The 26979-nt window shown below is 62.8% G+C and carries 23 protein-coding genes; 12 read left to right on the top strand and 11 right to left on the bottom strand.

Features of this window, described 5'->3' with window-relative positions:
* Positions 1-338 precede the first annotated feature (338 nt).
* From AC3EML_RS21930 to AC3EML_RS21915, 4 genes are all read left to right on the top strand, one after another.
* Positions 339-1106, top strand: coding sequence for a rhomboid family intramembrane serine protease (locus AC3EML_RS21930; RefSeq protein ID WP_352520426.1), 768 nt, complete (start codon positions 339-341; stop codon positions 1104-1106).
* A gap of 138 nt (positions 1107-1244) precedes the next feature.
* The gene (locus tag AC3EML_RS21925) at positions 1245-1676 is read left to right on the top strand and encodes a CBS domain-containing protein (RefSeq protein ID WP_023667498.1); all 432 of its coding nucleotides are present in this window, start codon (positions 1245-1247) and stop codon (positions 1674-1676) included.
* A gap of 202 nt (positions 1677-1878) precedes the next feature.
* The gene (gatB, locus tag AC3EML_RS21920; RefSeq protein WP_023688375.1) at positions 1879-3378 is read left to right on the top strand and encodes an Asp-tRNA(Asn)/Glu-tRNA(Gln) amidotransferase subunit GatB; all 1500 of its coding nucleotides are present in this window, start codon (positions 1879-1881) and stop codon (positions 3376-3378) included.
* 4 nt (positions 3379-3382) lie between these two features.
* Entirely contained in the window at positions 3383-3871 is a 489-nt protein-coding gene (locus AC3EML_RS21915; protein ID WP_023710580.1) for a GNAT family N-acetyltransferase, read from the top strand.
* A gap of 16 nt (positions 3872-3887) precedes the next feature.
* Here the strand turns inward: AC3EML_RS21915 and AC3EML_RS21910 are convergent, their stop codons facing one another.
* The 4 genes from AC3EML_RS21910 to panB form a co-directional block, all read right to left on the bottom strand.
* On the bottom strand, positions 3888-5288 hold the full coding sequence (locus tag AC3EML_RS21910) for an ArnT family glycosyltransferase (protein ID WP_050588894.1): 1401 nt from the start codon (positions 5286-5288) through the stop codon (positions 3888-3890).
* Between the two features lie 183 nt (positions 5289-5471).
* Positions 5472-6632 (bottom strand): helix-turn-helix transcriptional regulator, encoded by a 1161-nt coding sequence (locus tag AC3EML_RS21905; RefSeq protein ID WP_023738939.1) that lies wholly within the window; start codon positions 6630-6632, stop codon positions 5472-5474.
* 224 nt (positions 6633-6856) lie between these two features.
* Complete coding sequence (gene panC, locus AC3EML_RS21900; protein ID WP_444849040.1) at positions 6857-7729, bottom strand: pantoate--beta-alanine ligase; 873 nt, start codon at positions 7727-7729, stop codon at positions 6857-6859.
* A complete protein-coding gene (gene panB, locus AC3EML_RS21895) occupies positions 7726-8556 on the bottom strand; it encodes a 3-methyl-2-oxobutanoate hydroxymethyltransferase (protein WP_023681501.1) in 831 nt (276 codons plus the stop codon). Before panB ends, panC begins: the two co-directional genes overlap by 4 nt.
* 324 nt (positions 8557-8880) lie before the next feature.
* On the opposite strand from panB, the gene AC3EML_RS21890 reads away from it, so the two are divergent.
* The 3 genes from AC3EML_RS21890 (at position 8881) to AC3EML_RS21880 (ending at position 10405) form a co-directional block, all read left to right on the top strand.
* The gene (locus AC3EML_RS21890) at positions 8881-9279 is read left to right on the top strand and encodes an NADH:ubiquinone oxidoreductase subunit NDUFA12 (protein ID WP_023667491.1); all 399 of its coding nucleotides are present in this window, start codon (positions 8881-8883) and stop codon (positions 9277-9279) included.
* Between the two features lie 115 nt (positions 9280-9394).
* Positions 9395-9946 carry a DUF2155 domain-containing protein gene (locus AC3EML_RS21885; RefSeq protein ID WP_352518626.1) on the top strand — a complete coding sequence of 184 codons (552 nt, stop codon included), beginning with the start codon at positions 9395-9397 and terminating at the stop codon, positions 9944-9946.
* Between the two features lie 75 nt (positions 9947-10021).
* Positions 10022-10405, top strand: coding sequence for a hypothetical protein (locus AC3EML_RS21880; RefSeq protein ID WP_023667489.1), 384 nt, complete (start codon positions 10022-10024; stop codon positions 10403-10405).
* A 41-nt stretch (positions 10406-10446) separates the two neighbouring features.
* Here the strand turns inward: AC3EML_RS21880 and aat are convergent, their stop codons facing one another.
* The 6 genes from aat to AC3EML_RS21850 all read right to left on the bottom strand — a co-directional run bounded on the left by aat (position 10447) and on the right by AC3EML_RS21850 (position 15796).
* Positions 10447-11064 (bottom strand): leucyl/phenylalanyl-tRNA--protein transferase, encoded by a 618-nt coding sequence (gene aat, locus AC3EML_RS21875; RefSeq protein ID WP_023681498.1) that lies wholly within the window; start codon positions 11062-11064, stop codon positions 10447-10449.
* A gap of 27 nt (positions 11065-11091) precedes the next feature.
* Positions 11092-12435: an acetyl-CoA carboxylase biotin carboxylase subunit gene (accC, locus tag AC3EML_RS21870; protein ID WP_352520425.1), complete on the bottom strand. Its 1344-nt coding sequence runs from the start codon at positions 12433-12435 to the stop codon at positions 11092-11094.
* A 10-nt stretch (positions 12436-12445) separates the two neighbouring features.
* Positions 12446-12910 carry an acetyl-CoA carboxylase biotin carboxyl carrier protein gene (accB, locus tag AC3EML_RS21865; protein ID WP_023681496.1) on the bottom strand — a complete coding sequence of 155 codons (465 nt, stop codon included), beginning with the start codon at positions 12908-12910 and terminating at the stop codon, positions 12446-12448.
* Between the two features lie 26 nt (positions 12911-12936).
* Positions 12937-13371: a type II 3-dehydroquinate dehydratase gene (gene aroQ, locus AC3EML_RS21860; RefSeq protein WP_352520424.1), complete on the bottom strand. Its 435-nt coding sequence runs from the start codon at positions 13369-13371 to the stop codon at positions 12937-12939.
* A gap of 150 nt (positions 13372-13521) precedes the next feature.
* The gene (locus AC3EML_RS21855) at positions 13522-14325 is read right to left on the bottom strand and encodes a DsbA family protein (protein WP_023667484.1); all 804 of its coding nucleotides are present in this window, start codon (positions 14323-14325) and stop codon (positions 13522-13524) included.
* A 58-nt stretch (positions 14326-14383) separates the two neighbouring features.
* Positions 14384-15796, bottom strand: a complete 1413-nt coding sequence (locus tag AC3EML_RS21850) for a M48 family metalloprotease (RefSeq protein WP_352520423.1) — start codon at positions 15794-15796, stop codon at positions 14384-14386.
* Between the two features lie 144 nt (positions 15797-15940).
* Here AC3EML_RS21850 and AC3EML_RS21845 point away from each other — a divergent pair, with 144 nt between their 5' ends.
* Together AC3EML_RS21845 and AC3EML_RS21840 are read left to right on the top strand one after the other, a co-directional pair.
* Positions 15941-17089 carry a pyridoxal phosphate-dependent aminotransferase gene (locus AC3EML_RS21845; protein ID WP_352520422.1) on the top strand — a complete coding sequence of 383 codons (1149 nt, stop codon included), beginning with the start codon at positions 15941-15943 and terminating at the stop codon, positions 17087-17089.
* Between the two features lie 11 nt (positions 17090-17100).
* Complete coding sequence (locus AC3EML_RS21840; protein WP_023748769.1) at positions 17101-18030, top strand: glutaminase; 930 nt, start codon at positions 17101-17103, stop codon at positions 18028-18030.
* Positions 18031-18123: 93 nt separating this feature from the next.
* Here AC3EML_RS21840 and AC3EML_RS21835 read toward each other — a convergent pair whose 3' ends face one another.
* Positions 18124-21039, bottom strand: a complete 2916-nt coding sequence (locus tag AC3EML_RS21835; RefSeq protein ID WP_023756361.1) for a ribonuclease E/G — start codon at positions 21037-21039, stop codon at positions 18124-18126.
* Between the two features lie 647 nt (positions 21040-21686).
* On the opposite strand from AC3EML_RS21835, the gene AC3EML_RS21830 reads away from it, so the two are divergent.
* The 3 genes from AC3EML_RS21830 to prfB all read left to right on the top strand — a co-directional run bounded on the left by AC3EML_RS21830 (position 21687) and on the right by prfB (position 26878).
* Positions 21687-22946 carry an N-acetylmuramoyl-L-alanine amidase gene (locus AC3EML_RS21830; RefSeq protein ID WP_352520421.1) on the top strand — a complete coding sequence of 420 codons (1260 nt, stop codon included), beginning with the start codon at positions 21687-21689 and terminating at the stop codon, positions 22944-22946.
* Between the two features lie 213 nt (positions 22947-23159).
* Positions 23160-25616: a penicillin-binding protein 1A gene (locus AC3EML_RS21825; protein WP_352520420.1), complete on the top strand. Its 2457-nt coding sequence runs from the start codon at positions 23160-23162 to the stop codon at positions 25614-25616.
* A 130-nt stretch (positions 25617-25746) separates the two neighbouring features.
* Positions 25747-26878 (top strand): peptide chain release factor 2 gene (prfB, locus tag AC3EML_RS21820; protein ID WP_155922402.1). Its coding sequence is split into 2 segments (ribosomal slippage): positions 25747-25812 and positions 25814-26878, totalling 1131 coding nucleotides; the frame shifts between segments, so codons are not numbered across the junction.
* The last annotated feature ends 101 nt before the right edge of the window (positions 26879-26979 follow it).

Raw genomic sequence — 26979 nt, 5'->3', positions numbered from 1 at the left:
CCGATGACCTACATGCGTTCCGGAGCAGGATGCGTGCCAGCGTCGTTAAGACTTGTTCACGGGTCGGGGGCGTTAAGGTTAACAAGTGGTTTACGTTGCGCGCGCAGGCTTGCCATGGCACACCAAAACCACTCCAGAAGCGGTCGTTTCGCGACGACCAACAGCACTTCGGTCAATAGTTTTAGGGGAGCAGGGGGCTCGACCAGCCGTTCAAGGGAAACCTTGGACGGCTTCTTTTTGATTCGCGGTTTGTGATTCGCGCTTTGTGATTCGTAGTTTGTGATTTGTCCGGGCATGGCCTAGATGCTCGCGACACGCAAATCCCTGGATCAGAGCATATGAGCGAACCGGCCGGCCCCCTGGAGACCGAACAGACCGCGGAGGCGCCGCCGCCGCGCCGCGAGCCGGTGTTCAACCTGCCACCGGCGGTGCTGGCGGTGATCGGCATCTGCGTTGCCGTCTTCCTGCTGCAGCAATATGTGCTGACCGAAGAGCAGCAGATAACATTGCTCACCGACGGCGCCTTCATTCCGGTCCTCTACACCGGCCAATACGGTTTCGACTGGTTCCTCTTCACCCGTCCTTTCACCTATGCCTTCATGCATGGTGGCGTTGCCCACATTGCCATCAACATGGTTGCGCTGGCCGCCTTCGGGTCGCCGCTGGCCAACCGTCTCGGCTGGTTCTGGTTCGCCTTGTTTTTCGCCGCCACCGGGCTGGCCGCGGTGGTGCTGTTCTGGGCGGTCCATCCATACGGCGAAGCACCGCTGGTCGGCGCTTCCGGGGCGATATCGGGCATGATGGGTGCGGCGGCTCGCTTCGGGTTCCGTACCGACCGCTCCTCCGGCAGGGCGGCCTTTGCCGGTCCCGTGCTGCCGATCGCAATCGTTTTGCGCATGCGCGGCGTCGTCAATTTTCTCGGCGCCTGGATGGTCATCAATCTCGCCACCGGCCTTTACGGTCTCGGGCTCGGAGAACCCGGCCAGATCGCCTGGGAAGCGCACATTGGCGGCCTCGTCGCAGGCTTCTTCGGATTGCGCTGGTTCGACCGGCGCTGGCGGGCGCCTGAATGGGAGATCCCCGACGACCAGCGCACCCCCCACTAGCGCACTCTATTGGCGCACCCCACTGGCACACCCCACTGGCACACTTGAAAAGCAACCGATCACGGCGCACGATGTTCACTCTTATGTGAAGCCGGTCAGGGCGGGAGCTGGCTAGCCAATCAGGAGGAGGAGGACGCCATGACGGTTAAGGCAATTCTCGAGAGAAAAGGCCATGACGTGTTCACGCTCGGGCCGAATGTAAAGCTCAGCGAAGCCATTCGAATCCTGGCCGACCACAAGATCGGTGCACTGGTCATCACCAACGGCGATCGCAAGATCGTCGGCATCCTTTCCGAGCGTGACATCGTGCGGGTCGTTGCCAGGGAAGGCGCTGCCGCACTTGATATAACGGTACGCTCGGCGATGACGCCGAAAGTGAAGATCTGCAACGAGAACCACACGGTCAACGAGGTGATGGAGATCATGACCAAAGGCCGTTTCCGCCATCTGCCGGTGGAAAAGGATGGGCTGCTCGACGGGATCGTGTCGATCGGCGACGTGGTCAAGCGCCGCATCGAGGATGTCGAGCGCGAGGCCGACGAAATCAGGGCCTATATCGCAACGGCCTGACCTGACGAAGAAACCGCCGTCCGAATACCGGCCGCCGGCGTTCATTCTATCGGTTGCCGAGCGGCCGAAAGGGGCTGAAAAGGCCAGCCCACTGCTCTGCGCTGCTTTGGGCGCTTGTCTCGCGAAGCGGTTTGCACTAGCGAAGACCGATACCCAAATTCGCGAAAATCGCAGTTTTCGCGAGCCAAAAGCGCAGGCCACCATGACCCTTATCGATACCCGCACGCCCGATGCCAAACGTTTTATTCCCGGCGCTACCGGCGATTGGGAGATCATCATCGGCCTCGAGGTCCATGCGCAGGTAACCTCGGAAGCAAAGCTGTTTTCCGGGGCGTCGACGACTTTCGGCGCGGCGCCCAACGCCAATGTCAGCCTGGTCGACGCGGCCATGCCCGGCATGCTGCCGGTCATCAATGAGGAATGCGTCAAGCAGGCGATCCGCACCGGCCTCGGATTGAAGGCGCAGATCAACCACAAGTCGGTTTTCGACCGGAAAAACTATTTCTATCCCGACCTGCCGCAGGGCTACCAGATATCGCAGTTCAAGCAGCCGATCGTTGGCGAAGGCACGATCGTCATTTCGGTCGGTCCCGACCGGCAGGGCGAGTTCGAGGATATCGAGATCGGCATCGAGCGCCTGCACCTGGAGCAGGACGCCGGCAAGTCGATGCACGATCAGCATCCCACCATGTCCTATGTCGATCTCAACCGCTCCGGCGTGGCGCTGATGGAGATTGTCTCCAAGCCCGACATGCGCTCCGCCGACGAGGCCAAGGCGTATGTCACCAAGCTGCGCACCATCGTGCGCTATCTCGGCACTTGCGACGGCAACATGGACGAAGGTTCGATGCGCGCCGACGTCAACGTCTCCGTTCGCAAGCCCGGCGGCGAATTCGGTACGCGCTGTGAGATCAAGAACGTCAACTCGATCCGCTTCATCGGCCAGGCCATCGAGTTCGAGGCGCGCCGCCAGATCGCCATCCTCGAGGATGGCGGCAAGATCGACCAGGAAACCAGGCTGTTCGACGCCGTCAAAGGCGAGACGCGCTCGATGCGCAGCAAGGAAGAGGCGCATGACTACCGCTACTTCCCCGATCCCGACCTTTTGCCGCTGGAGTTCGACCAGGCCTATGTCGACGCGCTGGCCAAGGAGTTGCCGGAACTGCCCGACGACAAGAAGGCGCGCCTGATCTCCTCACTTGGCCTGTCGACATACGACGCCTCGATCCTGGTGTCGGAAAAGCCGATCGCCGACTATTTCGAGCAGGTGGCCTCGGGCCGCGACGGCAAGCTTGCCGCCAACTGGGTCATCAATGACCTGCTCGGCCAGCTTAACAAGGCCGGCAAGGGCATTGAAAATGCTCCTGTAACACCGGAGCAGCTCGGTGCCGTGATCGACCTGATCAAGGAAGGCACCATCTCCGGCAAGATCGCCAAGGATCTGTTCGAGATCGTCTGGAACGAGGGCGGCGATCCGCGCCAGTTGGTCGAAAGCCGCGGCATGAAGCAGGTCACCGACACCGGCGCCATCGAGAAAGCGGTCGACGAGGTGATCGCCGCCAACCCCGACAAGGTCGAGCAGGCTCGCGCCAAGCCGACCATGGCCGGCTGGTTCGTCGGCCAGGTGATGAAAGCCACCGGCGGCAAGGCCAACCCGCAGGCGGTCAACGATCTGGTCAAGGCCAAGCTCGGTATCGAATAGAACAATGTTCGTCCGCACCGCCAGCGAACGTGACCTTGCCGCTGTCCGCGCGCTGCTGGTCGAAACCTGGCACGCAACCTACGACGCGATCTATGGCGCCCAGCGGGTGATCGAAATTACCGACGACTGGCATTCGATCGCCTCGCTCAAGGCGCGGCTGACAAGGCCGAACTCGGAATTCCTGGTCGCCGATGACGGCAAGCGTATCGGCGGCATGGCTTTTGCCGCCGCAACGACGGATGCGAAGATCGTGCTGCTGAACCAGCTCTATGTACTGCCGGCCTGCCAGCGGCAAGGCATCGGCCAGGCCTTGCTGGACGAGGTCGAAGCCAGCTTTCCCGAGGCGAACAGGTTGCGCGTCGAGGTGGAAGAGGCCAACGTGCCGGCCATCGCCTTCTACCGTTCGAAGGGATTTTTGCCGGTCGGCAGCACCGCCGATTGCGGCGGCGGTTCGGGGTTGCCGGCGCTGATCTTCGAGAAACCGCTGGGATAGGCGCCCGACGAAACGCTCAGTGCTGTCCTTTCAGCACGACCAGATAGCCGCGTTCCACCGGCTGCCGGAAGGCGATCTGTTCGGATGTGCCCGGATCTTTCGATTGCTTTTCGATGACGTAGCCGCCGGGGTGAGACTTGAGCCATTCCTCAGGCTTGTCGGCGTTCTCGAATGGCTTCTCTATTCGCCCAAGGAAACCGACCTCGCCCTGATAGTCGTAAGCGACGGCCCAGTCGGCGTCCTTTCGTTCGTCGATGAAGCTCGCCAGCTGCGTGAGATCGTAGCGTTTGAACACGGTCGCCGAGGCGGCGGCGTGGCCGATGGCGAAAAGGGCAAGCATGACAAAGGCCGTCGCCCTCAGCCTGGCGACTGAAATCTCGGCCATGAAATAGCCCAGCAGAATGGTCGCGAACGGTAGTGCCGGCACGACATAGTGCGGCTGCTTGCCGGATATGGCGCTGAAGACCAGCAGCACCGCAATGAACGAGAACGACAGCAGGCGCAGGGCACGCAGATCCGGGGATTTGGTGTCGATCAGGCTGCGTATCCGGGCAACCGGCCTCAGCCGCCACACCGGGGGGATAAAGGCCCAGGGCACGAACATGAGCGGCAACAGCATCAGGTAAAAGTAAAACGGCCGGCCATGCGAATTGTGCAGGCTTCCGGTAACCCGACCTGCCGACTGGTTCCAGACGAGATCGTAGACGAAACTGCCCTTGGTCAGGATGGTCGCGGGCGCCAGCCATATAGCGACCGGGGCAAGGGCGGCGAGAATTGCCAGGCCGGCTCCGGCAAAGAACTGCAAAGGGGCAAGGCCGGCTCGCCGGTCACGCCAGAGGGGATAGAGCAGGACGGGCGCGCCGATGTGAATGAGCACGACCGGGCCTTTGGCCAGCACGCCGAGCCCGATGAAGAGACCCGCCAGCACCGCCTGCCAGCGGTTGCCGGTCCTGGCGAAGCCCAGCAACGCCAGCAGTGCGGCGACCACACAGGCCGTCAAAAGCATGTCGAACAGGATCAGGGTCGAATAGATGACAAAGACGGTGCTGCCGGCCACCAGCCAGGGGATGCGACTGGCGATTTCCGGGCGCTCGGGAAACAGGGTTTTGGCCAGAAGTGTCGTCAGCCAGATGACCAGCGACGAGGCAGCGAAGATGACGAGCATCGCCGCCGCGCGGCTCACACCGAAGATGTTCCAGACGAGATCGATGAGCCAGAACAACAGCGGCGGCTTCTGCAGATAGGGCGCAAAGTTCATCGTCGGTACGAAGACATGTCCACCGAGATACATCTCCCAGGCGACGCTGAGATAACGCGTCTCGTCGACCGGCAGTAGCGGACGGAAAGCGAGCGCGATGCAAAGCAGGGCCAGCAGGAAGAGGTAAGGCAGCAGCCGTTCAATTCGTGTCGGTATCAAGTTCGGGGACCGCCCAGGAAATGGTTTTCCACGTCCGGTCGTGCACGATGCACCGTCTCCGGACCGGAGCAGAACCGCACCATGATTTTGGCCGAATTGCAACGATGCCGGCTTGGTATTGTGGATTACGCCTGCGTACCGGCAAATAGTTGAAAAATTTGATGATTGGCTCCGAGTATGGCTTCAGGCCGAGCGCAGCGGCGGCGTCAATTCGCGCATCAGGAGTTCCAGCTCTCGCTGGTCGCCGGTGGCGGTCTTGTCGAAGATGGTTGCCAGCTGTGATTTGACGGTGCCGTCCGAGACGCCGCTGGCAGCCGCGATTTCACGCCGTGTCAGCCCGGCGGCGACATGGCCGGCGACACGCTTTTCCGCTGCGGTCAGTCCGAACAGCGCAGCGATCGCTTCCAGCGCCGGCACTGATGCGGCGCCGGCGGCGGCAATGAAGATGGCCGCGGCGGCGCGCGGCGACATGCGGGCCGAAATGTCGCGTCGCGCCAGAGGCATGACATGCGCCACCGCCGGAGACATGGCCTTCACCAGCGGAATGTTGATGCCGGACGGTCCGAGCGCGAATTCGTCGCGCGTGCCGAGCTGGACGGCGCGGCCGATGGCGGTGTTGGCGTTGGCATAAGCGAAGGACAGCTGGCCGCGCACCGAGGACACTGAGGCGGTTTCGGTGAGCAGGGCTTCGGCTGCCGGATTGGCGAAAATGATCTGCATATCGTCGGCGACGATCAGCACTGGATGGTCGAGGCTCTCAAGGATCGAGCGAAAGATGTCGGCCTTGCGCCGCTCGGCCTCGAACAGGTCGCCGATGGTCACCGCACGCCGGACATGGGGGGCGAGCCTGGACATCAGGTCGATATCCCTGGCTGAAATCTGGGGCCTGTCCTTGTCGGTAACCACCATCAGCGTGCCGGTGCGCGCCGGCTGCTTCATCAGCGCTACCCAGAAGAAATCGTCGAGACGGTTGGGTTCCACCCACTCGCGCACGATGCGGCTTTCGAGCCAGTTCTGGCGGGCGTCAGGGCCTTGCAGGGCGTAGACGCTGTCGACGGTCAACGGTATGTCGACTTCCATCTTCGGCACCGCCTTGAAAAAGGGCACCTCGCAGGCGTAGTCGCGCTGCAGCGGCTCAAGCAGAACCGGATCGCCGCAGGAAGTCGAAAACCGGGCCGAGTTTCTCGCCGTATCGACGACCGCCAGCATGGCAAGCCGGCCGAGCGCCAATTTGCAGATTGATTCAAGCGTCGATGGCCAACGGCCGACATCGACAATCGAATCGTAGATTGCCTCGACGATCTGCGGCAGGGCGCGACCGACTATGTTGGCCTGGACAGACACGTAGAGCCTCGTAAGGATTGCAGCGTAGTGGCAGGTCACACACTGTCTCTGCCTGGGGTCGCACACAACATAGCCGGCTTGGTTACGTCTGTGAAACGTCTCACAGCGGCGTTCGGTGTATCGTGAGCGCTTACGGGCTGGCCAGAACGTACCTGATGAGCCGTTGTCTAAGAGCGCTCGGGCCGCTCTGCGATACAAATCAAAGTGAACGGAATTGGAATTTTTCAGGGAATAAATGAGTAAACTTCCACATTGTCGATCAACCTGGTTCTGCCAAGCCACGCCGCGGCAAGCAGGCGGCCATCGCCGTCACGCCGCCACGAGGTGAGCGTCAGGCTCTCGCGCGCGGCGACATAGTCGACGCTGTCGAAGCCTGCCTCGAGAAGCGCGGCAGTGGCTTTACCGGTCACGCCGTTTTCATCGGCACCGGCCGCGAGCGCTGCCGCCGTCTGGCGCAAGATGACATTGAGCTGTCGCGCGACGTCGAGCTCGGCGGCGTCGAGATAGGCGTTGCGCGACGACATTGCCAGGCCATGCGCATCGCGCACGGTTGGCGCGCCGACGATTTCCACCGGAAGGTCAAGATCGCGGCAGAGCTTTCGGACGACGCAAAGCTGCTGGTAGTCTTTTTCGCCGAAGATGGCGTAGTCGGGCAGGGCTTGCAGAAAGAGCTTGGCCACGACCGTGGCGACGCCCTCGAAGAAGGTCGGCCTGAAATCCGATTCCAGGCCAGAAGACGGGCCGCCGACCGAAATCTTCGTCGCAAAGCCTGCCGGATACATTTCGGAAACCGTAGGCGTGAAGGCAAGCTGTGCGCCGGCCTCGGTCAGCCGGTCGAGATCGCGGGCCAGCTGCCGCGGATATTTGTCGAGATCTTCAGTGGGGGCGAACTGGGCCGGGTTGACGAAGATGGAGACGACGCAGCGATCGGCCGTTGCGAGCGCAGCCCCGACCAGCGAGATATGGCCGTCATGCAAAGCGCCCATGGTCGGCACCATGGCGACGCTCAGGCCTTCGCGCCGCCATTCGCGGATCTGCGCGCGAAGGCCGGGCACGGTGTCGACGACGAGCGGCTGGCGGATGGGGGGCCGGTTCATGCCTTGTCCTTGTCGCTCGCGGCTGAAAAGACGTGGCCCGGCCCGGGGAAGGTGCGGCTGCGCACCTCCGCCGCATAACGCGCCGCGGCATCGGCGACAGCGCTGCGCAAATCGGCGTATTCCTTGACGAATTTCGGCACCCGGTCGACCGTCAGGCCGACCATGTCGTCGATGACCAGGATCTGGCCGTCGCAATCGCGGCTGGCGCCGATGCCGATGGTAGGAATGGTAATGTGCCGGGTGAGGTCGGCGGCAACGGTCTCGACCGTGCCTTCGATGACCAGCGAAAACGCGCCGGCCTTTGCGACCGCGTCGGCGTCGCGCATGAGCGCGGCCACATTCTCCGGCGTGCGGCCCTTGATCTTGTAGCCACCGTCCTTTTCCACCGATTGCGGCTGCAAGCCGATATGGCCCATCACTGGAATGCCGGCCGTGACGATTGCGGCGATCTGGAGGGCGACTTCGACGCCGCCTTCCAGCTTCACCGCCTCGCAGCCGGTTTCCTCAGAGATGCGGCGCGCCGAGGCAAGGGCTTGCGCGGCCGAAGTCTCGTAGCTGCCGGCCGGCATGTCGACCACCACGCAGGCCTTTGACGAACCGCGCATCACGGCCTGGCCATGGGCGATCATCATCTCCAGCGAGGCGCCGAGCGTGGTCTTGTGGCCATGCAGCACCATGGCAACGCTGTCGCCGACCAGGAGAAGGTCGACATGATCGTCGAGCAGGCGGGCGACGGGATAGGTGTAAGCGGTAAGGCATACGACCGGCACGCCGCCCTTGCGGGCGCGTATTGTCTCCGCACTGATCCTGGCGACAGCTAAGGCCATTCCTCACCTCCCGCAGCCGGCGTTGACTACAGCGCCGCGCGTCCCGTGGACGCGCAAAGGACGCTGTAGCACTTTGGTTTGCGCATGATCCTTTCCGAAAATCGATTTCGATTTTCGGGGTCATGCGGCAGCGCCGGGCGATGAGAGCTTTAGGAAGACGCAGCCGGCTTGGCAAGCGTCGGTTCGCAGGTGCGAAATGGATCGGCCAATGACCGAGCGTTTCGGCATGCCGTCAGTGCCGCAGGCGCCGCAAAACCCTTGCCTTCGCCAAGGCCTGACGCCATAAGCAGGGACAGCCACCGCCGCGCGCCCGCGAGGATCTGAATGAAAACTTTCCTTCTGCAGTTTTTCACCTGGTGGAACCGCCAGACGCTGGGAACCCGTTTTCACACCTGGCGCCACGGCAACAAGGTCGGCCAGGATGGGGCCGGCAACGTCTACTACGAAGGCGGCGTCGATTCGGAAGGCCGCACCCGCCGCTGGGTCATCTACGCCAATTATTCGGAGGCGTCGGCGATCCCCCCGGGCTGGCACGGCTGGATGCATCACCGCGTCGATGTGGCGCCGCCAAGCGATGACTATCGGCCGCGCGAATGGGAAAAGGCGCATGAGCCGAACCTCACGGGAACACCGGCGGCTTATCGCCCAAAGGGTTCCGTGCTCACCAATCAGCACCGTCCGCAGGTGACGGGCGACTACGATGCGTGGACGCCTGGTTCTTGACCGCCGGCCGGTCCTTTGTCGCCACAATTGGCGTTTAGCTGCTTGCTGATATGACAACGGCGAATAGCCTTGGGCGTGACAGAATCACCCGGGCCCAAACCACCGGTATCTCCGCATGAACATTTTCAGCCTGACATCGATGGCCGGACTGGCGGCAATTGGCGCTATCGCCATGTTTTCGACAGCGTTTGCCGCGGCGCAGGCGCCTGCGGCAGCACCCGCAATCTCCGATCGCATCACCAATCCGGTCGCCGAATTTGCCGGCATCGACAAGATCACCGGCCGTATCATCACCTTCGATGTCTACATCGACGAAACCGTGCAGTTCGGCGCTTTGCAGGTGACGCCGCGCATCTGCTATTCGCGGCCGGAGAATGAAGAGCCGAAGACCGATTCCTTCGTCGAAGTCGACGAAATCACGCTCGACCGCAAGATCCGCCGCATCTTCACCGGCTGGATGTTCGCCGAGAGCCCCGGCCTAAACGCCGTCGAGCACGCCGTCTATGACGTCTGGCTAAAGGGCTGCAAGCAGAAGTCGGATGTGCCGCCGCCCGACGCGGCCAATGCCGAGACGCCCAAGGTCGACACGTCCAAGCCAAAGCCCGCCGCTGCTCCGGCCGCCGAACAGCCGGACCCCACGGAGCCTGACGCGACCAACACCAACTGATCCTCCGGAACCGTCATGGCCACCATGCGTTGGGCCATGGACGACCGCGCATTTGCGCGCTTGGAGGATATTCTGATGTCGGACAGCAAACGGATCACGGCCAGCAAAGACGACCTGCTCGAACTCGAAAAGGGGTTCTGGACGGGCGACGAAGCTTACTACGCCGCCAATGTCGACACAGAATGCCTGGTAGCATTTCCTGAGATGGCACAGGCAATGGACAATGCCGATCTGGCCAAGACCGCGACCAAGCCCAACCGCTGGCGCGACCTTCAGATCGACCTCAAGGGTATCATCGAGCCCGGCAGCGACATTATCATGCTGACCTATGAGGCTCATGCGACACGAGAAAACGGCGAGCCCTACGCCGCGTTGGTCAGCACCGGCTATGTTCATCGTGTCAACGGCTGGAAGATGATGTTCCATTCGCAGACGCCGATGGAAACCGCGAAGGGCTGACCCCTTCACCGGTCGAGACGGCTCTGCCGCTCGGTCTCCGGTCAGGGATAAAAAACGGCTTCGCCCTTCAGCGCGTCGGCCAACATCTTCTCGTATTTGACGCGCGGCACGTCGACCGCGCCGAAGCGTTTGAGATGCTCGGTGGTGAATTGCGTGTCGAGCAGGGCAAAGCCGCGCGCCTTCAGCCGCTCGACCAGATGATACAGGCAGGTCTTGGACGCGTCGGTTTCCCGGGCGAACATGCTTTCGCCGAAGAACACGCGACCGAGCGAGACGCCATAGAGGCCGCCGACCAGCCGTTCCTCGCGCCATGCCTCGACCGAATGGCAGTGCCCAAGACGGTGCAGCTCGATATAGGCTTCGCGGATCGGCGCGTTGATCCAGGTCGAGCGGCGCTCCTCGCGCTTTTCGGCGCAGCCGTCGATCGTCGCCTCGAAATCGAAATCGAAGCGGATGTCGAACGGGTGCTTGCGGATCGTCTTCCGCAGGCTCTTCGGCGTGTGGAAGCCGTCGAGCGGGATGATGCCGCGCGTCTCCGGCCGCACCCAGAACACTTCCGGGTCGGAAGCGCTCTCCGCCATCGGGAAGACGCCCGAGGCATAGGCCTTGAGCAAGAGGTCGGTCGGAATGCGATAGCCGGGTGCGTAAGGGCGGGTCATCGCGGCATCATAGCGGCAATTCGGGCGCTATTCCTCTTTGGCCAGATACTTTTCCAGCCAGTGGATGTCGTAGTCGCCATTGGCGATATCGGCATTGCCGACCAGGTCCCGAAACAGCGGCAGCGTCGTTTTGATGCCGTCAACGACGAATTCGTCGAGCGCCCGGCGCAGCCGCATCATGCATTCGACGCGGTTGCGGCCGTGCACGATCAGCTTGCCGATCAGGCTGTCATAATAGGGCGGGATCTTGTAGCCGGAATAGACACCGGAATCGACGCGAATGCCGAGACCGCCAGGCGTGTGGAAATGCGTGATCGTGCCGGGCGAAGGCGTGAAGGTACGCGGATCCTCGGCATTGATGCGGCATTCGATGGCGTGGCCGTTGAACTTTATGTCCTCCTGGCGCACTGAAAGCCCGCCGCCGGAGGCGACGCGGATCTGTTCGTGCACGAGATCGATGCCGGTAATCGCTTCCGTCACCGGATGCTCGACCTGCAGACGCGTGTTCATCTCGATGAAGTAGAACTCGCCATTCTCGTACAGGAATTCGATGGTGCCTGCGCCGGAGTAGCCGAGGTCGGCGATGGCCTTGGCACAGATATCGCCGATGCGGGCGCGCTCCTCGGCGTTGAGGGCCGGCGAGGGCGCCTCTTCCCAGACTTTCTGGTGGCGGCGTTGCAGCGAACAGTCGCGCTCGCCGAAATGCACGCCGCGGCCGGCGCCGTCGCCGAATACCTGCACCTCGATGTGGCGCGGCTTTTCCAAGTATTTCTCGATGTAGACGGCATCGTCGCCGAAGGCCGCGCCGGCTTCCGTGCTCGCTGTCTGCAAGGCGATCTCGAGATCGGCTTCGGTAAGGGCGACCTTCATACCGCGCCCGCCACCGCCTGCCGATGCCTTGATGATCACGGGATAGCCGATCTCGGCGGCAATGCGCCTGGCTTCCTTTTGATCGGTGACGGCGCCGTCGGAGCCCGGCACAACCGGAATGCCGAGCCGCTTTGCCGTGCGCTTGGCCTCGATCTTGTCGCCCATGATGCGGATATGGTCGCCCGACGGACCGATGAAGGTGATGTTGTGGGCGGCGAGGATATCGGCGAACTTTGCGTTCTCCGACAGGAAACCGTAGCCCGGATGCACGGCGTCGGCGCCGGTGATCTCGCAGGCGGCGACGATCTGGTGGATGTTGAGATAGCTGTCGCGCGACGGCGGCGGACCGATGCACACGCTTTCGTCGGCGAGCCTGACATGCATGGCGTCAGCGTCGGCGGTCGAATGCACGACCACGGTCTGGATGCCGAGTTCCTTGCAGGCGCGAAGCACCCGAAGCGCGATTTCGCCGCGGTTGGCGATGAGGATCTTCTGGAACATCCGGCCCGCTCTACTCGATCACGACGAGCGGCATGCCGTACTCGACCGGCTGGCCGTCCTCGAACAGGATCGCCGTCACCGTGCCGGCGCGCGGCGAAGGGATCTGGTTCATCGTCTTCATCGCTTCGATGATCAGCAGCGTCTGGCCTTCCTTGACCTTCTGGCCGACTTCGATGAAGGCCTTGGCGTCGGGCGAGGGCGCGAGATAGGCGGTGCCGACCATCGGCGAGGGGACCGCGTTCTTGGACGGGTCGGCCACTGCTGGTGCGGCAGCCGCGCCCGCCGCGGGCTGCTGCGCTGCCGGAGCATAACCGGCCTGCGGGGCGGCGATGGCGTGGACGGCCGGCGCCTGGCGCGACACGCGCACCTTCAGGTCGCCGAGCTCGACTTCGATCTCGGTGAGATTGGTGTCGTTCAGTATGCCCGCGAGATCGCGGATCAGTTGCTGGTCAACACCGGTCTTCTTTATCGACATTTTCGAGCCTTCTGTTTGTGGGCCGGTCATAGGCGTGCCGCCAGCGCCTGCAGCGCCAGCGAGTAGCCAAGCGGCCCGAACCCGCAGATCATGCCGACAGCGACCGGCGCGACCATGGAGACGTGGCGGAATGGTTCCCGCGCGTGGATGTTGGAGAGGTGAACTTCGGCGACGGGCAGCGGCGCCACAGCGCGGATGGCGTCGTGAATGGCAATCGAGGTGTGGCTGTAGGCACCCGGATTGATGACGATGCCGGCTGCCTTGTCGCCGGCTTCCTGGATCCAGTCGACGAGGTCGCCCTCATGGTTCGACTGGCGAAAATCAATCTCGAGGCCAAGCGCGGCGCCCGCCTCCTTGCAGTCGTCGGCGATCGCGGCAAGCGTCTTGCCGCCATAGATGCCCGGCTCGCGCTTGCCGAGCGCGTTCAGGTTGGGGCCGTTCAGGACGAAAATCGTTTTCAAAAATGCCGACCTTTTCCGACGCCGGCCTCAAGCCGGCGCGCAGGGCCTTCTATAATGGGCATAGCCGCCCGCGGAAAGAGCACAAGTGCGATCTTTCACTGTCCACAACAGGCGGAAATGTGCCCGTGAGAAATAGGCTCGCGTGCAAGATCAGAGCGCGGCTTTCGCCGCCTCGATCTTTTCAGCCAGCACTTCCTGGCCAAGCGCCCCGAACACCACCTCATTGCCGACCACGTAGGAAGGCGTTCCGGTGATGGCCAGCTTGTTGGCGAGGTCGAAGGTCTTGGAGAAGGCCTCGGTGATGGTCGGGTCCTTCATCTTCTCGCGCAATTTCGCCTCATCGGCGCCTAGCGACAGCGCAACCTTGATGGCCGCCGCCTCGGTGGCGCGGCCCTGGCCGCCGAGCAGGGCGTTGTGGAACTCGCCGTATTTCTCCGGATGCATCAGGTGGAAAGCCATCGAGACGACGCTGGCCTTTTGCGAATCCGGCCCGAGGATCGGGAATTCCTTGAGCACGAAGCGCAGCTCCGGATCGGCCTTTGTCAGAGCCTGCATGTCGTCGATGGCGCGTTTGCAGAAGCCGCAATTGTAGTCGTAGAATTCGACGATGGTGACCTTGCCCTTCGGATTGCCGACGACGCCGTCGAAGGTCGAGTTGAAAATCTCGGACTTGGCCTTCTCGATGACGCCGAGGCTGGCTATGCGCTGCTCTTCCTTCTGCTTGGCCTCGAGCGCCTCCTGCACTTCGAGCAGCACTTCAGGGTTCTTCAGGAGATAGTCGCGGATAATGCCCTCGACCTCGGTGCGATCGATCTTGGTGTCGGCAGAGGCGGTCTGCACGGTCTGCGCCGTGCCGGCCTTGGCCACTTGCGGACTGCCGGCGACGAACCCGAAAGCCAGCATGGCAAGAGCAGCCGCCACTCCCGTCGTGCCGAGCAATATTGCCTTGTTCATCGTCTGATCCTCTTTACCGGTTCCGGTCTATCCTAGTCGCCGCGGGCGACCGGAAGGTTCATTTCTTCAGTTTGCCTGAAGGGTTGTAGTTTATGATGTCCTGCGCCCGAATCCAGCCGGGCTCGCCACGCTTCAAGTCTTTTTGCGCGCGCATGGCGAAAATTTTCGCATTCGTGTAATCGCCGGAATAGAAATGGCCCTCGGCGGTGGCGAGTTCCGCCGCCGGAATGTTGCCAAGCTCGCCATAGGCCTGGGCGAGATAGCGGTATCCGACCGTGTTTTCCTTGTCGCGCCCGAGACCGTTGTTGATCTGCACCAACGCCTTCTTCAGCGAGTCGGGCGTGCCGATGGCCATCAGCGCCTGGCCGAGAGAAACGGGCAACAGGCCCGACCTCACCGGATCGAGGCTGACCGCCTTGGCATAGGCGTCCGCGGCGTCCTTGGGCTTGTTGGCCTTCATCAGGATGTCGCCGCGCATTTCCTGGAAATAGGGGTTCTTCGGCTGTTCCTTGATCAATGCATTGGCCTTGGTCAGTGCTGCACCCAGATTGCCGTAGAGATAGGCCATCTGCGCTTCGCCATAGCGCGAGGCGAGGCTGCCTGGGGCCTTGCGGATCAGCCGCGTGGCGGCGGCCTGGCCGCCCATATAGGCGGCGATCTTGATGCGCATCATGTCGTGCCGCTGCTGCAGTGCCGGGGGATCGACCTTGTCGACGTTAGGGCTCTGCTTGACCAGCACTTCGAGATTGGCGATGCGCTCCTGCGGCATCGGGTGGCTGATGCGGTAGGGATCGACCTGCGTGCCGGAAAGCGACAGCGCGCTCTGGAAGCGGGCGAAGGTCTTCAGCATGCCCATGCCGGACTGGCCGGTGGCATTGAGATAGGTGATGGCAGAGCGGTCGGCGGTCGACTCTTCGGTGCGCTGGTAGGCAAGAATGCTGCGCTGCGCCATCTCGCCGCCGCCCGCGGCCACGCCCATGCCGGCGCCGGCAAGGCCGCGGCTGTTGGTGGTGGCGCCGGCAACGATGGCGCCGGCGCCAAGCAGCGTGGCGATGATGGCCATGGTCTTGGCGCGCTCGAGCTGGTCGCGCAATTTCTGCTGATGGCCGCCTGCGATGTGGCCGGCCTCATGGGCGATGACGCCGATGATCTCGTTGGGCGTTTCTGCCTGCATCAGCGCGCCGGTGTTGATGAACAGCCGGCGCCCGGTGACGAAGGCGTTGAAGCTCTGATCGTTGACCAGAACGATATCGACACCGTCATTGGCAAGACCGGCCGCCTTGAAGATCGGCCGCGCATAGTCGCGCACCAGCGCCTCGATCTCGGCATCGCGCACGACCGGCACCGCCTGCGCGAAGGCCGTCACCGAGCCGGTGACAGCGACGGCGGCGGCAAGCAAAAGCGTCGCGAAGCCGCGCGCTGTCTTCCCGATGGAAGATTTGGACATCGTCGATTTGGGTCGGCTCAGCATGAGGTCCACTGGTAAACGAGCGGGCGAACGATGAAAAGTCACGGCACCGAAACTAGGCGAACTTGTGATCCTCACATCAATCGGGCATTTGTGCGGCGCTGCCGCCGGTTCATGGCTTCGAGCGGCGGGCCGGACGGAGGTCAAATGGTAGTTTCGCTGTCGCGCCGCGGTGAAGTCGAGCCGTTTCACGCCATGGACATTCTGGCCGAAGCCAACCGGCTGAAGGCGACGGGCGTGCCTGTCGTCTCCATGGCCGTCGGCCAGCCATCCGATCCGGCGCCCGTGGGCGCGAGGGAAGCAGCCGCAAATGCGCTGAGGATCGGACGCATCGGCTATACCGACACGCTCGGTCTGGCGGATCTGCGCAAGGCGATCGCCGCGCATTATGGCGACCACTACGGGATCGATGTCTCGCCGAACCGGATCGCCGTGACCACGGGATCGTCGGCCGCCTTCAATCTGGCCTTCCTGGCGATGTTCGATCCCGGCGACCGCGTCGCCATCGCATCACCCGGCTATCCGGCCTACCGCAACATCATGGCCGCGCTCGGCATCGAGACCGTCGAGATCGAGCTCGGCACGGACGCCTACCTGCACGCCGAGCATTTGAAATCGGCGCACCAGGAAAAACCGCTGAAGGGCGTGTTGTTCGCCAGCCCGGCCAATCCGACAGGTGCGGTCATTCCCGTCGACGAGTTGTCCGCACTGGTGAGGACAGCCGAAGAACTCGGCATCGCGGTGATATCGGACGAAATCTATCATCGGCTGGCCTATGCCGCGCCCGACACCACTGCGCTGGCCCATGGCTCAGGCGTGACGGTGATCAATTCCTTCTCGAAATATTATTGCATGACCGGCTGGCGCATTGGCTGGATGGTGCTGCCGGAAGCTCTGGTGAGGCCGATCGAGCGCATCGCCCAGAGCCTCTACATCTCGCCGCCGGAACTGTCGCAGATCGCGGCGATCGAAGCCTTCAAGGCGACGCAAGAGCTGGAAGCGGTAAAGGCGCGCTACGCCTGGAACCGCGAGCTGTTGATGCGGCGCCTGCCGGAACTCGGATTTCCCTTGGCGGCGCCGATGGACGGCGCCTTCTACGCTTTCTGCGATGTTACCCGGCATACCAATGACAGCATGGCCTTTGCGCGCAAGATGCTGGCCGAGGCGCATGTGGCGGCTACGCCCGGCCGCGATTTCGATCCACTTCAGGGCCACCGCACGATGCGCTTTTCCTATGCCGGCAGCCATGACGACATGGTCGAGGCGATGGCGCGCATCGAGCGCTGGCTGAAATAGCGGGGACGAGCATGCCGGATCTTAAACAAGCGCTGGCCGACGTCGCCGCCGAGATGGCCGAGCGCACCGATCGCGGTGACGTCGCCACCTACATTCCGCAGCTCGGCAAGGTCGATCCGAAGAAATTCGGCATTGCCGCCGTGACCAATGACGGCCGCGTGCTGGTCGCCGGCGACGCCGACCAGGCGTTTTCGATCCAGTCCATCTCCAAGGTGTTTACGCTTACGTTGGCGCTCGGCAATGTCGGCGACGCGCTGTGGCAGCGTGTCGGACGCGAGCCGTCGGGCAATCCGTTCAACTCGATCGTGCAACTCGAGCATGAGAACGGCATTCCGCGCAATCCGTTCATCAATGCCGGCGCCATCGTCGTGTCCGACATACTGCTTGCCGGCCACCAGCCGCGCGAGGCGATCGGCGAAATCCTGCGCTTCATCCAGTTCCTTGCCGATGACGAAACCATCATCATCGACCGCGAGGTCGCGGCATCCGAACGCGCCACCGGCTATCGCAACTTCGCGCTTGCCAACTACATGAAATCCTTCGGCAATCTCAACCATGCACCCGAGCTGTCGCTGGGCGTGTACTTCCACCATTGCGCGATCGCCATGAGCTGCCGGCAATTGGCGCTGGCCGGCCGCTTCCTCGCCAATGGCGGCAGAAACCCGGCAACCGGGCACTCCGTGGTGTCTGCCGAGCGGGCGCGGCGCATCGGCGCCATGATGCTGACCTGCGGCCACTATGACGGCTCCGGCGATTTCGCCTTCCGTGTCGGCATTCCGGGAAAAAGCGGCGTCGGCGGGGGCATATTGGGGATCGTGCCGGGTGTGGCTTCACTCGCCGTATGGTCGCCGGGCTTGAACGCCAACGGCAATTCCAAGTTGGGGTCGATCGCCTTGGAAAAACTGGCCAGGATGATGAACTGGTCGATTTTCGCCCCCTGACGCCTTCCATCATTCGCGCATGAAAAAATCCCGCGCCGTGGTTTGAATGGCGCGGGATTTTTGTCAGGAACCTATCTTAATCGGCTGAATAGCTTAGAAAAAGCCCTTCCGCTGCCACCAGCCGGCGCGCTTCGGCTTTTCCTCGGCCTTTGCCTCGTCGGCAACGCTGGAGGAAACCACCGGCACCGCGGAGGTATCCGCGGCCACGGCTTTGCGCCGTGACGGGCGAGCCTTGGCGGGCTCGTCGTCGACGGTCGTTTCCGTGGCGGCATCGGCCGCAGCGGGGGCGGCAGCTTCGACGGCAGCTTCCGGTGCAGCCTCGGCCGCCGTCTCATCGGCGACTTCCACCACAGCCTTCTTTGCCCTTGAAGCGCGCTTCTTCTTCGGCTTTTCGGCTGGAGCGTCGTCGTTCGCCGCGGCGGGAGCCGCCGCTTCTTCAACCGCTACGGCTGCTACGGGCTCGCTTGCGGCCGTTCCGACTTCAGCGGCCTCGGCCACCGAGGCGGTTTCGCCGGCTTCGGTCTCCGTGCCGTCTTCGCGACGATTGCGCTTGCCGCCGCGCTTGCCGCGACGGCGCTTCTTGCCCTGGGCGTCATCTGATGCTTCCACCGTTTCGACGGCGCCAACCTGGGCTTCGTCTTGCTGTGTTGCATCGTCATCGCCTGGTTCAGCGGCAAAGTCGTCGCTTGCCGCCGAAACCGAAGCACCTTCGGCGCCATGCTCGCGATCGCCATGTTCGCGTTCGCGATCCTTGCCGCCGCGCCGCCTGCGGCGCTTGCGACGCTTGCGGTCGCGGCCTTCGCCGTCCTCAGCCGATCTCGGCTGCTGCTGCGATTGCGGCTGCGCCTGGCGCGGCTGCTCGGCCTGTACCACAACCTCGTCGTCTTCCTCCTCGATGACGATCTCGTCCTCGGGCTCTTCCGGCTCGACATAGGCCGGGAAGGTTCGCGCTTCGACAAAGCCTTCCGGCTTTTCGGCAATGGCGCCGCGGAAGATCGCGTAGTGCTGCACACCGACCGTATCATCGGCCTCGACGGTGATGGTCAGGCCAAAGCGGCTTTCGAGTTCCACCAGCGTGCCGCGCTTGTGGTTGAGCACATAGAGAGCGGTCGCCGCCGGGGTCCGCACCGTGATGTGGCTGCGCGAATCCTTGAGCAGGAATTCCTCGATCGCCCGCACCACCATCAGCGCCACCGACGAATCGGAGCGCACATGGCCAGTGCCGCCGCAATGAGGGCACGGCTTCATGGTTGATTCCAGCACGCTGGCGCGGATGCGCTGGCGCGACATCTCCATCAGGCCGAAATGCGAGATGCGGCCGACTTGGATGCGGGCTCGGTCGTTCTTGAGGTGATCCTTCAGCCGCTTCTCGACGGAGCGGTTGTTGCGGTTCTCCTCCATGTCGATGAAGTCGATGACGATCAGGCCGGCGAGATCGCGCAGCCTTAATTGCCTGGCGACTTCTTCCGCCGCTTCAAGGTTGGTGTGGAGAGCGGTGTCCTCGATCGAGTGCTCCTTGGTGGAGCGGCCCGAATTGACGTCGATGGCGACCAGCGCCTCGGTCTGGTTGATGATGATGTAGCCGCCGCTCTTCAGCGTCACCTGCGGCTGCAGCATGCGGTCGAGCTGCGCCTCGATCCCGTTGCGCACGAAGATCGGCGTCGTGTCGCGGAACGGCTGAACCACCTTGGCGTGGCTCGGCATCAGCATGCGCATGAAATCCTTGGCCTCGCGGTAGCCTTCCTCGCCGGAGACAAGAATCTCGTCAATATCCTTGTTGTAGAGGTCGCGCACCGAGCGCTTGATCAGGCTGCCTTCCTCATAGACGAGGGCAGGGGCGGTGGATTGCAGCGTCAGATTGCGGACGTTTTCCCAAAGCCGCATCAGATATTCGTAGTCGCGCTTGATTTCCGCCTTGGTGCGGCTTTCGCCGGCGGTGCGCAGGATGACGCCCATGCCCTGCGGCACTTCGAGATCGGCAACGACCTCCTTGAGGCGCTTGCGGTCGACCGCACTGGTGATCTTGCGCGAAATGCCGCCGCCGCGTGCGGTGTTGGGCATCAGCACGGAATAGCGGCCGGCAAGCGACAGATAGGTGGTGAGTGCAGCGCCCTTGTTGCCGCGCTCTTCCTTGACCACCTGCACCAGCAGGATCTGCCGGCGCTTGATGACTTCCTGAATCTTGTACTGGCGGCGCACCGGCTTGCGGCGGCTGCGCACCTCTTCCAGCGCATCCTCGGCGCCTACGGATTCGATCTCGTGGTCGTCCGGATGCGAGGACTGCACCTCTTCCAGCATGCCGCGATCATTGTCCTCGGAGGTGGCTTCGCCACTTGCCTCGCTGGACGACCTTTCGTCACCCGGCTCCGCCGCAGGGACAGCTTCGGAGATCACATCCGCTTCGACGCTTGCCGCGATCGATGTCGGGCCGCCTTCCGACGGTTCGGTCCCGGATGTCTCGGCGTCGGAGGCTTCGCTGTCGCCATGCCCGGCATGATCGTCATGCCCGGCGGTATTGGCCGCGGCATGCTCGGAAGCAGGCGCTTCGGAGACGGCATCGCTGCCGGCATCGCCATGTTCGCCGTTTTCATCATCGGCGCCGGCGTCGCGCTTGTGTTCGCCGCGCTCACGACCCTTGCCGCCGCGCCGGCGGCCGCGCCGGCCGCGATCGCGACTCTGGCGGTCGTCGCCGTCATTGTCCTCGTTCTCCTCGTCCTCGGCTTCCTGCGCTTCGGCGCGCAGCAAAGCCTGACGATCGGCGACCGGGATCTGGTAATAGTCGGGGTGAATTTCACTGAAGGCGAGGAAACCGTGACGGTTGCCGCCATATTCGACAAAGGCTGCCTGGAGGGAAGGTTCGACACGCGTTACGCGGGCGAGATAGATGTTTCCTTTGAGCTGCTTCTTGTCCTGAGATTCAAAGTCGAATTCTTCAATACGGTTACCGCGGATAACGACAACGCGTGTTTCCTCCGGGTGGGAGGCGTCTATCAGCATTTTGTTGGGCATTATTTCGTTTCCTCCCGGCAGCCGTCAGCCGCAGCTTGCGAGGCAAAGCCCGCTGCTGCGTGTCTGGGATGTGGGTGCCGGATGTCTGAATGTCCGCCGGACGCCGCTTGAGCGCCATGGCGGTGCCGCCCGCAGCCACAATGGCGCGGTTTGATGCGGACCTTTCCATGATTGCGCTTGAAGCCATCGTCACCAGCAGAACCTTTTGAACCAAAGCCCGGACGAACCGGACCAGCTTGTTTGCTCATACAGAGCCGGCACGGGAACAAACCCGGCCGTTTTCCTCACGCAGGCGATTCCCCCGCCACGGGCGCACACCTGCGAAATTCGTCGAGATCACCTGAAGCCTTTTCGCTGGAGCGAAAGGAGCCGCCTTTCATCTGACCTGTAGCAGGAAGCTGCGGGAGAAGCGGTTCCAGGATTGCAGTGATCCACCATCGCTTTTATGATTTGACGGGGTGGAAGGCAACCCCGATTTCGGATGCCGGCAAAAAGCAGTGCCGTAACGGAAGCACAGGCCTTAATCCTCAATGAAAAGGCTTGGTTAACCTTCTCTGGATACCAATCGTTAATCGAGTCTGCGGCCTGACCGGCATTTCGACCAACCACGCGGGCGCAAGCGCCAAACCGAGAGCGACTGCAAAGAAATGGGACTGGCGGGCATCACAGACAAGGGCCATGGCCGTGCAGGCCGTTTCCTGCGCGCTGCCGGTGTGCTGTTGCTGCTGGCGCTTTGCCTTGCTTTTGCGCCCGTTTCACGCGCCGCCGATGCGCCACTCGGCGCCACCGCCTACAAGATGGCCGGCGACGCAACCAAGATGCGCATCGTCATCGATTTCGACCGCGAGCCCGACATCAAATGGTTCCTGCTGCGCGCCCCCAACCGGCTGGTCGTGGACCTGCCGCGCACCCGATTCGCCATCGGCGCGAAGGACGCCAAGGCCCGCGGCCTGGTCAAGGCGGTGCGTTATGGCGATCAGGGCGAGGGATCGCGGCTGATCCTGACCGGCAAGGGGCCGTTCTCGGTCGACAAGCTCGAGGTGCTCAAGAACGAGGACGGCGCAGGCTATCGCATCGCCATCGACATGTCGGCAGCCTCCGACCGCGAGTTCGACGAAGCCCTTGCCAACCAGGCGCTGACCACCGGCTCGACCGTCTCCACCGACAAGGGCTCCAGGGTCGGCACAGGGCCGATCTCCAATCCCGGGCATCGCTTCACCATCGTCATCGATCCCGGCCATGGCGGCATCGACGGTGGCGCCGAAGGCCTCAACGGCACCATCGAGAAGAACGTGACGCTGGCCTTCGCCACCGAATTGCGCGACAAGCTCGCCGCCGTCGCCAACTACGACGTGTTCATGACGCGCGATACCGACGAATTCCTGCGGCTCGATGACCGCGTGCGCATCGCCCGGCAGCACGAGGCCGACCTTTTGATCTCGATCCATGCCGACACGATCAGCGTCAAGGGTATCAGAGGCGCCACCGTCTATACCGTCTCCGACAAGGCGTCCGATCCGCAAGCGCAGGCGCTTGCCGACCGTGAAAACCTCTCCGACCAGTTCGCCGGCATGGTGATCAAGGACGACAACAAGGAAGTCACCGACATACTGATCGACCTGATCCGCCGCGAGACGCATAATTTCTCGATGAGCTTTGCCCACACTCTGGTCGGCCAGTTGTCCACCAGCGTTGGCCTGATCAATAATCCGCAGCGTTCGGCCGGCTTCAAAGTGCTGAAAGCGCCCGATGTGCCGTCGGTGCTGGTGGAACTTGGCTATCTCTCCAACGCCAAGGATGAAGCGCAACTGCTCGACGCCGACTGGCGCGGCAAGGCGGCGCAGAGCATCACCAACGCCGTCGCCCTGTTTGCCTCCGCCAAGATGGGAACGGGAACCGGAGGCTGAGATGGTCGCCGCCGCCCACGACCGGAGGCAGCGTTGCACGACGACAACACCAGGCGCTTTTATTTCAGGTGGGGGATGCCTAAACCGGGCACTGCCGTATTTTGCCCACATGGTGGCGACATGGGTTTTCCATCACGGATCGGGACAGTTGCGAAGGCTTGCGCGAAAGGCGGCTTCGTCTAGGAAATTCCCGGACCTCGGACTGGAGCGGGCATGATTCGTCTTATCGGCTATTTCTTTGGTATCGGCACGACGCTGGCGCTTATCGTCGCCGCGGGCGTGGCGATATACATCAGCCATCTGTCGAAAGACCTGCCCGACTACGAGGTGCTGGCCAAGTACGAGCCGCCGGTGACGACCCGCATCCATGCTTCCGACGGCTCGTTGATGGCCGAATATGCGCGCGAACGGCGGCTCTATCTGCCGATCCAGGCGGTTCCGGACCGGGTCAAGGCGGCGTTCCTGTCGGCCGAGGACAAGAATTTCTACAACCATCCCGGCATCGACATCACCGGGCTTGGCCGCGCCATCTACGTCAACCTGCAGAATCTGGGTTCGGGCAGGCGCCAGGTCGGCGCCTCGACCATCACCCAGCAGGTGGCGAAGAACTTCCTCTTGTCCTCGGACCAGACCTACGAGCGCAAGATCAAGGAGATGATCCTGGCCTTCCGCATCGAGCAGGCTTATTCGAAGGACCGCATCCTTGAGCTTTACCTCAACGAAATCTTCTTCGGTTTCGGCGCCTATGGCGTTGCGGGCGCGGCACTGACCTATTTCGACAAGTCGGTCAACGAACTCACGGTCGCGGAAGCCGCCTATCTGGCGTCGCTGCCGAAGGGGCCCAACAACTACCATCCCTTCAAGCATGCCGACCGCGCCATCGAGCGCCGCAACTGGGTCATCGACCAGATGGTCGAGAACGGCTACGTGACGCGCGAGGAAGGCGACAAGGCCAAGGCCGAGCCGCTCGGCGTGACGCCGCGTCGTAACGGCTCCTATCTGTTTGCGGGTGAATATTTCACCGAGGAAGTGCGCCGCCAGATCATCTCGCGCTATGGCGAGAACGCGCTCTATGAGGGCGGCCTTTCGGTGCGCACGACGCTCGATCCGAAGATCCAGCTCATCGCCCGCAAGTCGATGCAGAACGGCTTGCTCAAATATGACACGCTGCGCGGCTATCGCGGACCGGTGACGCATATCGATGCTTCCGGCGACTGGGGCGTGGCGCTGGGCAACGTCAAGGGGCTGGAAGACGTGCCGGAATGGTCGCTTGCCGTCGTGCTCGACAGCTCGGCGACCGGCCTTTCCATCGGCCTGCAGCCGACGCGGCAGATTTCGGGCGATATCGTCAAGGAACGCGTCGAAGGCGCCGTCAGCAAGGAAGACATGAGCTTTGCCATGCGCCATGTGGTCGATGGCAAGACGGTCAAGGCCAAGTCTCCGGCCGATGTACTGCAGCCCGGCGACGTCATCTTCGTGCAGAAGAACGAAGGGTCGGAAGGCGCCTACACGCTGCGCCAGGTGCCGGAAGTGGAGGGCGGCCTGATCGCCATGGATCCACATACCGGCCGCGTGCTGGCCATGGTCGGCGGCTTCTCCTATGCGCAGTCGGAGTTCAACCGTGCCACGCAGGCGATGCGCCAGCCGGGATCGTCCTTCAAGCCGATCGTCTATTCGGCCGCGCTCGACAATGGCTATACGCCGGCCTCGGTGATCATGGACGGACCGATCACCATCCAGAGCGGCACTACGACCTGGACGCCGAAGAACTATGACGGCACGGTGGCAGGCCCCGCTACCTTGCGTTCCGGCATCGAAAAGTCGCGCAATTTGATGACGGTGCGGCTCGCCAACGACATGGGCATGAAGCTGGTGGTGGAATATGCCGAGAGGTTCGGCGTCTACGACCATCTGGCGCCGTATCTGCCGATGGCGCTGGGCTCCGGCGAGACGACGGTGATGCGCATGGTGTCGGCCTATTCGATCATGGCCAATGGCGGCAAGTCGATCAAACCCTCGCTCATCGACCGCATCCAGGACCGCTACGGCAAGACCGTGTTCAAGCAGGACGAGCGCGGCTGCCAAGGCTGCAACGCGCCCGAATGGAACAACCAGCCCGAACCGGAACTGGTCGACAATTCCGAGCAGGTGCTCGATCCGATGACGGCCTACCAGATCACCTCGATGATGGAAGGCGTGGTCCAGCGCGGCACCGGCGCCACCATCGCCGAGCTTGGCCGCCACATCGCCGGCAAGACCGGAACGACCAATGACGAGAAGGACGCCTGGTTCATCGGCTATACGCCGAACCTCGTCGTCGGCCTCTACATGGGTTACGACACGCCGCGCGGTCTCGGCCATGGCGCCACCGGCGGTGGTCTGGCGGCGCCTATCTTCAAGGACTTCATGCGCGTTGCGCTGGACGGCACGCCCAATGTCGACTTCAAGGTGCCGGAAGGCATGAACCTGGTCGCGATCAACCGCAAGACCGGCATGCGTGCCGCGTCGGGCGATCCCGGCACCATCATCGAAGCCTTCAAGCCCGGCACCGGCCCGGCCGACAGCTATTGGGTGATCGGCATGGGCGCCGACGGGTCCAACGGCGCCGGCGGACCGCTATCGCCGCAGGCTACGGAAGCCATCCAGGCACCCGGCGGCGGGCTTTACTGACGACCTGATTTCTTAAGCTGAATGGGCTGGCTTGTTGAGCCGGCCCATTTCGCTTTACAGGCAGCAATGCCGTGCCTATGTATCGCGCCGACCCAAGCGCCACTTCAAAAACAGGACAGAACAACCAGCCATGCGCGCGGAAACGCAGAACATTGTCGACGAGATCAGGCAGGCGATCACCCTGCTGAGGAGGCATCTTTGACTGGGATCAGGCCATAAAACGGCTTGAATACCTGAACGTGCGCGCCGAGGATTCCAGCCTCTGGAATGATCCGCTGGAAGCGCAGAAGCTGATGCGCGAGCGCCAGGGCCTCGAAGACGGGATCGCCGGCGTCAAAAGCCTGACCCAGGCGCTGGAAGACAATATCGGCCTGATCGAACTGGGTGAGGAAGAGGGCGACCAGAGCGTGATCGCCGAGGCGGAAGCGGCCCTCCGCTCGATGCAGGGCGAGGCCAAGGCCCGCCAGGTCGAGACGCTGCTGTCGGGCGAGGCAGACGCCAACGACACCTATCTCGAAGTCCATGCCGGCGCCGGTGGCACCGAGAGCCAGGACTGGGCCTCGATGCTTTTGCGCATGTATACGCGCTGGGCCGAGCGGCGTCGCTTCAAAGTCGAGGTGCTGGAAGTCCATGACGGCGAAGAAGCCGGCATCAAGTCCGCCACGCTCCTGATCAAGGGCCACAATGCCTATGGCTGGCTGAAGACCGAGTCGGGCGTTCATCGCCTGGTCCGCATTTCACCCTATGACAGCAATGCGCGCCGCCACACGTCCTTCTCCAGCGTCTGGGTCTACCCGGTCGTCGATGACAGGATCGAGATCGACGTCTCGGAATCGGATGTACGCATCGACACCTACCGCTCATCCGGTTCGGGCGGCCAGCACGTCAACACCACGGACTCGGCGGTTCGCATCACCCATATCGCCACCGGCATCGCGGTTGCCTGCCAGGCCGAACGCTCGCAGCACAAGAACAAGGCGAAGGCCTGGGAAATGCTGCGCTCGCGCCTTTACGAGGAAGAGCTGAAGAAGCGCGAAGCGGTGGCCAATGCCACAGAAGCGTCGAAGAGCGACATCGGCTGGGGTCACCAGATCCGTTCCTATGTGCTGCAGCCCTACCAGTTGGTGAAGGACCTGCGCACCGGCGTCGAGAGCACCAGCCCGTCGAGCGTGCTCGACGGCGACCTCGACGACTTCATGGAAGCTTCGTTGTCGCAGCGCATCGAGGGCGGTGCCGGTGAAGCCGTGGCCGACCTCGACTAGATATGTCCATATTCAGGTGAGGCCGGCCTGCGAATGGCTGATTCCTGCGCTTCCGCCACTTTCGACTCGGCTGACTTGAATAAGAACATCCCTGGGCGGGG

This window comes from Mesorhizobium sp. P170090, from assembly GCF_057786115.1.
This window is presented reverse-complemented; position numbering and strand designations above follow the sequence as displayed.